The following is a 12732-nucleotide window of genomic DNA, read 5'->3' as shown; positions in this document are numbered from 1 at the left end:
CCCATCATCGCCAGAAGAAATTCATATTATACGATATTTCAAGAAATCTCTTGTTTCTCAAGATAGAATGTACCCGTCGGAATAGATGCCCACTTAGGCGTATTGTGATCAAGCCTGATGACAACAACCGTCATATCGTCGTCAATTTGACCCGACCTTGTTCGAATGACCTCTTCCATTAATAAATCAGCAATCTCCTGCGGATCTTCTGTTTTAAAGCTTTTCATTTTACGCTTTACCCAGAGATCATGATTTTCAATATGCTTTGGCCCTTCAAAGATACCATCACTCATCATAATCAGCAGATCTCCTGCCTTCATCTGTTCACTCACAACCTCCACTTCAAATTCATCAATAATCCCAATTGGTAAATTGCTCGCTTGTACCTTCAACACCTGATCACCACGTTTAATAAAGCTGGGTGTTGAACCGATCTTGAGGAACTTACAGCTCGCATCCTGTAAATCAATAATGGATAAATCTAATGTTGAATAGATTTCATCTGTCGTTCGTAAAGATAAAATACTATTAATGGTTTTAATCGCTACTTTTTCATTGATACCTGACGCCAATATTTTTTCTAACAGCTTAATCGTTTCATTGCTTTCAAAGTGAGCCCTTGCTCCATTGCCCATTCCATCACTAATAGCCGCAGCATATTTCCCCGCACCCAATTCCATCATGCTGTAGCTGTCTCCAGACACTAATCCTCCGCCTTTCGCTGCATGTGCTACGCCTGTAGCCACTCGATATGACTTTGCAGAGCCAAATACTACGTGGCAATAGCCTGTTGGGTGCTCTGCACACTGCTCTGCCTTGACTAAAATCTGTTCTTCTAAAATATCTGAGAGCATAGGGGCGATGATTTTTTCACATTCACCATGTCCTTGGCAATATGGGATTCTCATTTCAATATCGACATTCCCCTGCTCCAAGCTATAAATTTCTACTTGTTGAATTTCAATTCCAAAGTGCTGAAGTGCTTCTATCATCTGCTCTTCTTGAATAAAATGCTGTTCTCTTTCCCGTTTTATTTCCCGGGAAAAATCCTCCATCACTTGTGAGACACCCATCAGCTGTTCAGCTACAAGTCGTCTGCTGTCTTGCACCTTTTTCTTCAAGGTCTGGTTGGCTTTATAGTAAGCGATCTCCTCTTCAATCAATTCCTCAACATGTTTTGATTTTGAGCAGTGCTGGCTAAATTTCTTCTTCAATTTCCGGTTTTGCTCGTAGGTTTTTTCATCAGATTCATGCATAACTTGTTTCATCAGTTCATAGGTTGTATCAAAGTTCTGCACCCAGCATTTATTTTTCTTATAGCACGTTTGACAGGATCGTTCTGTGATCGTACTTAAAAAAAGATCTACATCCTCTTCCTGTTTCTTTTCTTCAGGAATGGATTCGTAAAATGTCGCAAAACTCTCAGACAGCGCATGAAATACATTAGAAAATTGGTCTACCTTTTTTGCTGTCACATCTCGTACTTTCCGGGCGTATTGCTGCTGTTCCTGTACATGCTCTACCGTACCAGGGATATATTTCGCTACCTTAGAGGTTACGGATTGTGGCGTGAGCAGGAAGAGCGCAACCGCAATCAGTGATTCATATAGCGTGGTCATGAGTCCTGCTGATCCTTCTCCGTACAATGAAATCAGTAAGGAACCCACAATTAAGCCAATGGCTGCGCCTGCTTTCTTCCCCTCCTTCAGCAATCCCCCTAATAAACCTGAAAAGGCAAGAAGACTCATCTGGTAAAGGTTTCCGATGTTAGCGAGACCGAGAATCAATCCAGTCACGACACCAACTGTACAACCAATACTCGCTCCCCCAATAAAGGCAAAGCTCAACACTACATATCGTGACAAAATATGTTCAGCCTGCATTCCTTGAAATGTGATCCCAGCCAGACCTGTTAAAACTGAGGCAATCAAAATCATAAAACAAATAATTTCTTCAACCTTTAAGGAGTGTTTGATTTTCCTGACTGTAAAAATCGGCAAGCTTTGAAGGAAAATCAGTGTCAAAATGAAGGCAAGTCCTGCTTCTACTCCCGCCATGACGTAATCGTAGCTTTGCACAGCACCTTGCTCTAGGTAAACAAATGCTCCTCTAGTGATCAGCATTGACAGCACAATGACAACCGGCAATGTTTTCACTGGGTCTTTGATGATGAAAGAAACCACCTTGGACATAAGGAGAAATACGATCAGCGACGCAAACACAAACAATGCATTTTGAGGTGATATCGTCATGGCCCCAGCAAGTAAAGCGAGACAAGCAAGCATGGACTTGTCTCTTTTGATAAGCAGCATGGATCCAAAGAAAGGCAGAGCAAACGGCATGATTTCAGATAATATAAAGGCTCGTCCTAATAAAAAACCAAGAACGACATAAATAAACCCTTTATAGAAAAAAAGAGAATGCGTATGATGAAGAAACAGGTTTTTCATTTTCTTTAACCCTGCACTGATTCTTTCAAACCCCGCTCCTGTTAAATCAGTTCTTCTTTCTATTTTTTCCATCTTTTCATCCCCCACCTGATATTCGTTGCTTGTCATTATAGCGAAGGTGAAAAAGAAATTTTGTCAAAAGAAGTTGTCGTTTCCATAAAACGTTCGACGCTTTATTCGTCAAAGAGGCATACTTTCTTGAAAGTCGATGTCTTTCATCAGAATATTACGAAGACACAAAAAAACAGCTTTCCTAAAGAAAGCTGTTTTCGAAGATGACCCGTACGGGATTCGAACCCGTGTTACCGCCGTGAAAGGGCGGTGTCTTAACCGCTTGACCAACGGGCCTTGCTTTTATGTTCTAATCAAAAGGATAGCGGCGGAGGGGATCGAACCCCCGACCTCACGGGTATGAACCGTACGCTCTAGCCAGCTGAGCTACACCGCCATAATAAAAATGCGCTAAGAAGCACAAGATCTATAATACAAAGGAATCGCTTGTCCGTCAATAGGAAGTTTTAAATTAAATGACGAAATCTCAAAAAATGTCGTGTGGGTCAAGAAAAAAAGCACCTGCGGACAGCAGGTGCTTTGTTGTGAAAGATATATAGAAAGCAGCAACAAGTTAACCTCTTCTTGCTCCGCGTCCCCCACGTTTTGATTCCGTGTTACGTTTTAAAGATGTTAAGCGGTCTTCACTATCTTTTAAGAATTTGTTCATTTTTTGCTCAAACGATTCCTTCGGACGGAAATCATTTCTGCTCGGTCTTGATTGTTGTTGTTGAGGACGATCTTTTGCTTTTTTAATGGACAAGCCGATTTTACCGTCTTTTTCAACGTTAATCACTTTCACTTCAACTTGTTCACCGACTTTTAAATGCTCATTAATATCTTTTACATAGTTATCGGCTACCTCACTGATATGAACGAGACCAGTTGAACCGCCTGGCAACTCCACAAAAGCTCCAAAATTTGTAATGCCCGTAACTTTCCCTTGTAACTTGCTGCCAACTTCAATCGACATAAAAAAAGTGCTCCTCCTTAGACTTATAAAAAAATCTCATTTGTTCAATTATACATAAACTGAATTTTAAGTGTCAACAAGGCTAATCGCTCTTATTGCCCACATCAAAGATTTTTTCGCCTTTTTTGGACATATAATAGTCCCGTCGTGCCAGTTCGAGTACGTATTCTTTGCTTTTCAGCTTTTTAATTTCATCAGAAATATCTTCCTGCTTTGTTTGTAATTGCTTCAATTCTTTTTCGAGCGCAACCTTCTTCTCTTCTTTTTCCTTTAATGAGGACGATTGCGACCAGAGGGCACTTGTCACCAAGACAGCAAACATGAGCGCGATCACACCAAACACGGTCAGCCTTCTAAGGAGTCCACGGCGTTTGCGTTTTAAGCGCTGTGCTTGCTGTTCCATTTGTTTTTGGTAATCATTTTGAATTTGTGCGATATTTCTTTTTCTCTTGTTCAAGATTGAAGGCCTCCTCTCTTACTTTGTCCAAAATTGTTTCCATTTCGTTTTGATGGTACCAGATAATTTCTTGGTCCTTTGTAAAATTCCTGCTCCTTTAGAGAAAAACAATCTCATTGATGTTCGCCATTTTTCGGGAATCCGATGAATAATGGTCACATTGAGTAACCAGATGAGCGGATAACAGACAATGGACAGCACCTTCCACACGAGCCGAAACGTAAAATGAACAAGACGTAAGAGCAAGTGGAGCAAGAACATAATAGCACTTATGATGAAGGAAATCAGCCAGCGAATTGGCTGGAAGACGATGGACATGACCAGCCGTTTCAGAATGAGAGCGGCCTGATACACACACATTACCAGAAACTTGAGAATGTTCATATACAGCTGTTTCATCAATGCCTGATACATCGAGAAACCTAGTGCAACGGCTAGAAAGATATAAATCCTGAATTCTCCTTCATTTGTCAGCAGCAGAACATAAAAGAATAAGAGACCCTGTACGAGCCAAAAAAGGAGATCGTGTATGATCAAAAGCCATTTTGCTGTCTTTTCCCGATTCACAAACAGCTTGTACGTATCAAGCGATGCGCCCAGCCAGATGCCCATCGCTACCATCGAAAGCATCGTATAAAACTGGACTGTCAGCGTCATTTAAACAGCTTGCTAAAAAATCCTTTAGCTTTCTCCCCGTGCTGCTCATCTACATAAATTAAGTCAAAGACACGTCCTTTAATCGACACAACGCCTTTTTCGACATCTAGATTTTTCATTTGCAGATTTTCTCCACGGATCGCGAGAATCCCCATGACCGTCTCAAGCAGAAATTCTTCATTATCAAAGCTTTCCACCTGTTTGACACCGGTAATATCTAAATGCTTTCTGTTTCGCATTGTGATATTGTGTTCCGCTTCTGATGACAGCTTCGTGCCTTGAGGTTGATTATAATATTGATTCATTTATACATCCCCCATATCTCATACTTGCATTGTTACTGCATTGTATGTGACAGGAGGATCATTTAGAACAAGCCCTATTCTGCTGTTTTTTCTTCTTTTAGCACAGTATACATGCCAGCAGCTTCTTCTTTTTTCGTTGTGTCCTTTAACTCGTTGACTTGAACCGTCACGAGCTTTTGACCAAACCGGATTTTAAGCTCGTCTCCTTCTTTCACGTCAGAGCTGGCTTTCGCCTGTGTGCCGTTAATAGAAATTCTGCCTTGATCAGCTACTTCTTTCGCCAATGTTCTTCTTTTAATTAAACGGGATACTTTTAAAAATTTATCTAATCTCATGTATGCTCACCTCTTTCTATACGTTTGGCATCGTTCCATAGATCGTCCATTTCCTCTAGCGTTAAATCCTCTAATGAACGTCCCATGTCCTTTGCTTTTTGTTCAATATGCTGAAAGCGTCGCATGAATTTTGTGTTGGCGGAAGCGAGCGCCGTTTCAGGCTCTAGCTGATAGAACCTTCCAATGTTGACGAGAACAAACAAAAGATCTCCAAATTCATCTTTCATCTGCTTCGTTGCACTTTCGTCCGGCTTCTCTGCCACTTCAACGAGAAATTCCTGCTTTTCTTCTTCGTATTTGTTCCAAATATCGTTCACATCTGTCCAATCAAAGCCTACTTTTGCGGCTTTCTTTTGGAGCTTATATGCCTTCGTTAATGCTGGAAGCGTCGCCGGGATAGATTGCAACATAGAGGCTGCCCGCTCCGGCTTCTCCAACTGCTTGATTTTTTCCCAGTTGACAACCACTTCTTCTGCTTCAGACACATTTGTGTCACCAAACACATGGGGATGTCTACGAATCATTTTTTCTGTGACATGCTGGATGACATCATCAATGGAGAAAAATCCGTCATCTTCACCAATTTGAGCATGAAGTAACACCTGCAGCATCACATCTCCGAGCTCTTCCACCATATGGTCTGGATCACCTTCATCTATCGCTTCAAGCAGTTCATAGCATTCTTCAATTAAATAGGGTTTAAGTGACTCATTGGTTTGTTTTTGATCCCATGGACAGCCGCCCGGACCTCTTAATGTACGGATGACGTCACGGAAGGTGTCAAATTGTTTGTAAAGCAGCTTTTCTTCTTGAATCGGAGGTACATAAACACTCGTTAAGTTATTTATCGACACATCTCGATCAAGTTCAAATAAAGGAACGGCAGTAATCTGTTCCAAACTGCTTCCAGCCGCAGTCACAATATAGACTTCATAATCATCAGGAAGCTTTTCCATCAGCGTGAGTTTCACATTCGAAGCGGTGAGCTGATCATACACCTGACAAATGAGGACATGCTGGGTCAATTTCAGATCGTCCGCTCTCATATCTCCTGCATCAACGAATTGCAATCCCTCGATTGGGTCGATTTGCAAGGAGTTAAACGTCGCATCCAAAAAGCTTTGTCCACCAGCAACAGACACCTCAATCCCGCGCTCTTGCTGCTGAGAAACTAATAGCTGAACAGTCTTTTCTGCGACAAATGGGTGACCTGGTACTGCGTACACAATCTCCTTTTCCGCTGCCTCTTTAAATAAAATTTCTGTGATTTCCTGATAAACCGAATCAAACTGATCATGCTTTTCATAAATCTCATCAAAAAAAGTCAGTGATGGGACCTCCTGCATCAACTCTGCGGTAAGCGGGTGGTCCTGCGTTCTCATAAATACTTCTTTCGCCTGCTTCAGCTGCTTGTATACACCGAGCGTCAGCTGATCCATGTCGCCTGCCCCAAGACCAACGACGGTAATCTTACCTGCCATTTTGATTCCCTCTCATCTGTTTAAAATATAAAATCTTTTCTCCTAATGGAATGAGTCTCCATTCCTCGTCCGTAAATACTTCTAGCTTAAGAATACTATATAAAAAGGCGAAACCACCAATAAAAACTGACGTCAGGCTCTCTAAAACGGAAAAAGGGCGTTTTTCAAAGGGAATGATCCAAGAAAACAGTGCCTGATACCCTATTAAGACGATGCCCATGAAAGTAGCCGATAAAAGAATTTTCACTGGGAACAGCTCTCTCAACGAAATCCATCCTTTGTGCCTCAAATAAACGGCATTGAGTAGAGCGGCAGCGAGGAAACCGCACACGGTTGACCATGCCGCACCGTAGATCCCTAAAAGCGGCACAAGTGCAAAAGTGAGTATCCATTTCACCAGCACACTAAGAAGCACCACCACAGCCGGATACACAGTATGTCCGAGACCTTGAAGTAAAGCTGCTTGCGTAATCGTAATCGATGTAAATGCGATGGAAATACAGAAAATTTGCAGCGCATCGGTACCTAAGTCATTACGAAAAAGCATGATGTTGACTGATGAAAGAATACACATCAGCCCAACTGCGGAACCAATCCCTAAAACCGACGTGGTTTTAAACGATGTCCGTACTTTTTGCCTGATCGCTTCATGCTCTCCATTCCTCATGGCCGCAGATAAAAATGGCACAAGAGAGGTTCCGATGCTAATGGCAAACACCGTCCCCAGCTGTAAAAACGGCTGCCCTCGGTCATACACACCTTTTGCCGCCTTTGCCGCGGCTTCACTCAGACCCTCACTGCGTAGCAACGCATACAGATGAAAGGCATCAATCATTTGCATCCATAAAATGAGCAGTCCGCTGACACAAATCGTGAATGTATATAGCACCAAACTCTTCAAAACATCCTTTTTCCGGAGTGTTGCCTGCTTAACTGTCATATTTGCAGAAGACTGTTTTCGGTAAGTGAACCAAAGAAAAAGAAGCAGGATAAGCGAGGCCGCGCTTCCGGCTATGGAGGAGAAGACCGCGCCCGCTCCTGTTTCATAAAGCGAATAGCCGTGCCTGACGAAATAGAAGGATAAAACAAGCAAGACGCCTACCCTAATAAGCTGCTCCACCAATTGAGAAACAGCCGTTGGAAGCATCATACCGTCACTCTGAAAAACGCCTCTCAGCATCACGGTAAGCGGCAGGAATAAAAATACGAAAGCACTCATTTGAATGAGCAGAATTAATTGACTGTCCGCCATAAGGCTCGCAATTCTGCCTGCTCCTATGTAAAGACAAAGAAACAAGACCAGGCTCAGTAAAGTGATATAGACCAAGGATACCCTTGTAATGATCCGTCGATTCTCTTCCCCATGCTCACTCAAAAGCTTGGACACCATGACAGGAAACCCTGTGGTGCCAAGCATGATCGCAATACCAAGGAAAGGGTACACTTGCTGATAAATATAAAACCCAGTGTCTCCTACAATGTTCTGGAACGGAACACGATAAACGGCACTTAGTACCTTTGATAACAAGCCTGCGATGGTCAAAATCACCGCACCCTGGAAAAGCCAATGCGGCTGATTCACAGTATTTTTCATGGATGACTCCTTTAAAAATAGATCTACAGTTAAACGCACTCATTATATCATACGTGAATGAAAAGCCGTTTCTTTCTAAGGAGTAGACGACACATTCCCCGTTTTGTTTCATCCCATATAAAAAACGCCGACAAAATCAAATGATTTCATCGGCATTCTTTCGTTTTATCAAAATGATATAGAATTATTAGACCTAGTGTTCCATTTGACGGGCTAAGAAGCCAGCTGCCGTTTCTGCCGCTTTATGCTCCACTTCCCCCATTGAACGCTCTTTAGAAAATAAGACGACGGCGCCAATCGGATCTCCGTTTGCAACAATAGGTGCAATGGTATAAGCAGATACGTCATCATCAATACCATCGACAAGTTGAATTTCTTTTTTACTTTCTTCTAATACAGAATTACGCTGGTCTATTGTTCGTTCAAGTAAATCACTGATGGATTTATTTAAGTACTCTTTTTTCGAACTGCCGGATACAGCAATATACGTATCTCGATCACAAATCAGGATGGAATGACCCAAACTGTCGAATAATGCATCAGCATATTCCTTTGCAAAGTCTCCTAGCTCACTAATCGGCGAATACTTCTTCAAAATTACTTCTCCATCGCGGTCGACGAAAATCTCAAGCGGATCTCCTTCCCGGATGCGCAATGTTCTGCGAATCTCCTTCGGAATAACCACTCTACCTAGATCATCGATGCGGCGTACAATTCCAGTTGCTTTCATTCACTGCTGCCTCTCTTTCGTTTGATGATGTGTTGGGTGAATGGAACAAAAGCGTCCACTTTATGCAACATTCACCACTTGACCCTGAGATTAGTATCCTTCACATCAAACGTAATATACACGAGAGACAAACAAATTTTTATGAAGATGGAATGGTTTCTTTTTTCACATCTTGAAGACCTCGAAGCATATTCAGAACGATTTCAAGCCATTCCTCCGTCTTCTTGCCTTTCGTCTGTACAGAAATAATTAGCTTACTGCCTTCCATTCCTAAGCCAATATCACGGCCATATTTACTGCCGAGCGCAAATAATTTTTGACCGTCGATTTCACCACTTGCTTGCTCTTCAAGGGTGAGTCTGACAATGCCTTTCTCCATCTTGATTAATTCGACACGTTCCTGCACTGCGTATACTTTCATTGTCGCAATCGTGAACAAATCCGCCACTTCTTGCGGATATTCACCGAATCGATCGATCATTTCATCTTGAAGCTCTTTTCGCTCTTCAATGGATCCAATCGCTCTGAATTGTTTATACATCTCAATCTTTTGCTTTCCATCCGAAATGTAAGTGTCTGGGATATAGGCATCGATTTGCAGATCGATTTCCGGTTCAAATTTATCTTGAGCCGTCGTATCGCCTCTTCTTTCTTCAATGGCTTCTTTCAGCATTTGAGAATAGAGATCGAATCCAACAGAATCAATGAATCCATGCTGTTGTGCACCAAGTAAATTGCCTGCTCCTCGAATCGTTAAATCACGCATCGCAATTTTAAATCCTGATCCGAGCTCTGTGAATTCTTTAATCGCTTGAAGTCTCTTCTCTGCTACTTCAGACAGAACTTTATCTTTTCGATACGTGAAATAAGCATATGCGACACGATTCGAACGACCTACTCGTCCTCTTAGCTGGTACAGCTGAGAAAGCCCCATTTTATCCGCATCATGGACGATGAGCGTGTTCACATTCGGAATGTCGACTCCCGTTTCAATGATGGTGGTACTGACCAATACATCTGATTCACCTTCAAGGAAATTGATCATCACTGATTCCAGTTCGTTCTCACTCATTTTCCCATGTGCATAGCTGACTTTCGCATCTGGGACGAGCATAGATATTTCATCTGCTTTACGTTCAATATCCTCAACACGGTTGTAAAGGAAGTACACTTGACCACCCCGAGCTAACTCTCGCTCAATCGCTTCTCTGACTAAAGCGCCATTGTATTCGACCACATAGGTTTGAACAGGGAAACGGTTTTCAGGCGGTGTCTCAATAACCGATAAATCCCGTACACCAAGCATAGACATATGTAGCGTACGCGGAATTGGCGTAGCCGTTAATGTCAGAACATCGATATTGGCTTTCATCTGTTTAATTTTCTCTTTATGTGTTACACCAAAACGCTGCTCTTCATCAATAATCAACAGACCTAAGTCTTTATAGACAATATCTTTCGAAAGCAAACGGTGTGTACCAATCACCATATCAATCGTTCCATTTTTCAACCCTTTTAACGTTTCCGTTGTTTCTTTTCTTGTACGGAAACGGCTCAGCTGGGCAATTTTGACCGGATAGTCTTGGAATCGGTCCATAATCGTGTCAAAATGCTGCTGTGCTAGGATGGTTGTCGGCACAAGTAGCGCAACCTGCTTTCCGTCAGCAATTGCTTTGAAGGCGGCTCGAATCGCCACTTCTGTTTTTCCGTATCCCACATCTCCACAAAGCAGGCGGTCCATAGGACGTTCCCGCTCCATATCTTGTTTGATTTCATGAATCGAACGGATCTGATCATCTGTTTCCTGATAAGGGAAAGCTGATTCAAACTGGCGCTGCATCTCATGATCAGGCGAGAAGGCATACCCTTTGCTTGCCTCACGTTCTGCGTACAGCTTAATGAGATCATCTGCGATGTCCTGTACAGAGGACTCCACTTTTTTCTTCACACGTTTCCAATCGCTGCCGCCTAGTTTGTACAGCTTTGGTTCTTTACCTTCTGATCCAACATACTTCTGCACCTGATCAATTTGTTCAACCGGTACATAAAGCTTGTCGCTTCCTTGATAATGAATATTTAAATAATCTTTATGAATGCCGCCGATTTCAAGCGTTTCAATTCCTAAATACTTACCGATCCCGTGGTTAATATGCACCACATAATCGCCGACTTGAAGCTCTGAATAGCTCTTAATTCGCTCTGCATTGGTCAGTTTTTGCTTACGTGCCTGCTTCTTCACACGTTTTTTGAAGAGCTCGCCTTCTGTAATCACAGCAATTTTCGATAACGGTAGTTCAAAGCCTGTTTGCAGCTCACCTTGTAAAATATACACCTGTCCGCTTACAAGCTCCGCTTCAGGCTTAGCAAGAGCGGCTTCAATGTCATAATCATGTAAGACAGAAGATAATTTGTCTGTCCGTTCCTCATCCGCACCTAAGAAAACAACTGTGTATTGTTGTTTTTTGTAGCGTTCTATTTCACTTGCAAGCACATTCATCTGCCCGTGGAAATTCTGCATTTGCTTACTAGATACATTGACGATATTTTGCGGATTTGTCTGCTGGACATGTCTCAGGAACAAGGAGTAGTACAGAATTGAACGCGATTGCTGATTGATCAATTGTTGGAACGGGAAAGAAAGGGATAAATCATGAAGAATGTTGCCTTCTTCAAGCAGGCTAATGGTCCAATCCGCTTCTTCCTGCTCAAGCTGTTCTTCCATCTCCTGAATTCTGCTTATTTCATCTAAAATAATAATCGTATCCTGTGAAGTGTAATCTAGCAAACTAGCAGGTTTTTCATAGAAATAGGACAGGTACTTCGTCATTTCCTGTGTCACGATACCTTCTAGTAACTTCTCTCGATCAGCAGTAATATGTTGATGCAGCAATTCTTTTTGCTGGTCTGAATTGAATTTTTTCAAGCTATTCGCAAGTCCTTGATCAAGCTGTTCAATGGCTCTCACTCGTTCAGGGCCTCTGACAATAAGCTCTTTTGCGGGACCGATTTTAATTTCTTGAAGTGTTTCTAATGAACGCTGTGTGTCCGAATGGAACGTTCGAATTGAGTCTACTTCTGTATCAAACAGCTCAATACGGATCGGATGTTCTTCCGTTAACGAATAAATATCAATGATTCCTCCGCGCACACTAAAATCTCCGGGCGCAGCAACCATCGACGTCCGGTCATAACCGATTTGTACAAGCTGTTTTGAAAACGCCTCCAAATCAATTTCTTCACCTAGCTTTAAATGGATCTGACTCTCCTTCCAGAGCTCAACTGGCGGAAGCATTCTGCGCACCGCAGCAGCCGGGGTGACGATAATGGGGTTCTCTCCATTCGCCAGCCGGTTCAGCACATCTAGACGCTGTGCTCTGAGCTCAGGACTCGCAACGGCAATTTCTGAAGCAATAAGTTCATTCACAGGATAAAGAAGGACCGAGCGATCTGACATCACACTGGCAAGATCATCTGTTACCTTCTGAGCTTGATACAAGTTGTGAGTCACAATAAACATCGGCCGCTTAAGTTCGTCTGATATAGCGGCTGTAAATAATGATCTGACGGAGCCTGATAGTCCAGCGAGCAATTGTTCTTTTAAACCTTCCTTTAGCCCATTAAAAATGGACTGAAAATCATCACTTTGTTTGATAAATGATTGTATATTTTTCATTTGGCTCCTCCTCTCTGCTTGTTTAA

10 protein-coding genes and 2 tRNA genes are annotated in these 12732 nt (G+C 42.3%); all 12 read right to left on the bottom strand.

Annotated features, from left to right (window positions below; genetic code table 11):
* Positions 1-38: 38 nt before the first annotated feature.
* The 12 genes from spoIIE to mfd all read right to left on the bottom strand — a co-directional run bounded on the left by spoIIE (position 39) and on the right by mfd (position 12706).
* Positions 39-2522 carry a stage II sporulation protein E gene (gene spoIIE / locus MHI35_RS00400; protein ID WP_211064384.1) on the bottom strand — a complete coding sequence of 828 codons (2484 nt, stop codon included), beginning with the start codon at positions 2520-2522 and terminating at the stop codon, positions 39-41.
* A 204-nt stretch (positions 2523-2726) separates the two neighbouring features.
* Positions 2727-2798: transfer RNA gene (locus MHI35_RS00395), tRNA-Glu, on the bottom strand.
* Between the two features lie 26 nt (positions 2799-2824).
* Positions 2825-2898: transfer RNA gene (locus MHI35_RS00390), tRNA-Met, on the bottom strand.
* A 177-nt stretch (positions 2899-3075) separates the two neighbouring features.
* Positions 3076-3474: a S1 domain-containing RNA-binding protein gene (locus tag MHI35_RS00385; RefSeq protein ID WP_003217901.1), complete on the bottom strand. Its 399-nt coding sequence runs from the start codon at positions 3472-3474 to the stop codon at positions 3076-3078.
* A gap of 82 nt (positions 3475-3556) precedes the next feature.
* Positions 3557-3931, bottom strand: a complete 375-nt coding sequence (locus MHI35_RS00380; RefSeq protein WP_070326886.1) for an FtsB family cell division protein — start codon at positions 3929-3931, stop codon at positions 3557-3559.
* Between the two features lie 18 nt (positions 3932-3949).
* On the bottom strand, positions 3950-4588 hold the full coding sequence (gene yabQ / locus MHI35_RS00375) for a spore cortex biosynthesis protein YabQ (RefSeq protein WP_144523251.1): 639 nt from the start codon (positions 4586-4588) through the stop codon (positions 3950-3952).
* Positions 4585-4893: a sporulation protein YabP gene (yabP, locus tag MHI35_RS00370; RefSeq protein ID WP_003217974.1), complete on the bottom strand. Its 309-nt coding sequence runs from the start codon at positions 4891-4893 to the stop codon at positions 4585-4587. The genes yabQ and yabP overlap by 4 nt, the downstream gene beginning before the upstream one ends.
* 74 nt (positions 4894-4967) lie before the next feature.
* The gene (locus tag MHI35_RS00365) at positions 4968-5228 is read right to left on the bottom strand and encodes an RNA-binding S4 domain-containing protein (RefSeq protein ID WP_003217975.1); all 261 of its coding nucleotides are present in this window, start codon (positions 5226-5228) and stop codon (positions 4968-4970) included.
* Positions 5225-6709 (bottom strand): nucleoside triphosphate pyrophosphohydrolase, encoded by a 1485-nt coding sequence (gene mazG / locus MHI35_RS00360; RefSeq protein ID WP_211064383.1) that lies wholly within the window; start codon positions 6707-6709, stop codon positions 5225-5227. The genes MHI35_RS00365 and mazG overlap by 4 nt, the downstream gene beginning before the upstream one ends.
* Positions 6699-8303, bottom strand: coding sequence for a putative polysaccharide biosynthesis protein (locus MHI35_RS00355; RefSeq protein ID WP_211064382.1), 1605 nt, complete (start codon positions 8301-8303; stop codon positions 6699-6701). The genes mazG and MHI35_RS00355 overlap by 11 nt, the downstream gene beginning before the upstream one ends.
* A 193-nt stretch (positions 8304-8496) precedes the next feature.
* Entirely contained in the window at positions 8497-9033 is a 537-nt protein-coding gene (gene spoVT, locus MHI35_RS00350; protein WP_119124316.1) for a stage V sporulation protein T, read from the bottom strand.
* A gap of 139 nt (positions 9034-9172) precedes the next feature.
* On the bottom strand, positions 9173-12706 hold the full coding sequence (gene mfd, locus MHI35_RS00345) for a transcription-repair coupling factor (RefSeq protein ID WP_211064381.1): 3534 nt from the start codon (positions 12704-12706) through the stop codon (positions 9173-9175).
* Between the last annotated feature and the right edge of the window lie 26 nt (positions 12707-12732).

This window comes from Bacillus sp. FSL K6-3459 (assembly GCF_038003305.1).
GTDB classification, from domain to species: domain Bacteria; phylum Bacillota; class Bacilli; order Bacillales; family Bacillaceae; genus Bacillus; species Bacillus pumilus_O.
The sequence above is the reverse complement of the archived record's forward strand: the minus strand, read 5'-3'. Positions and strand labels throughout refer to the sequence as shown.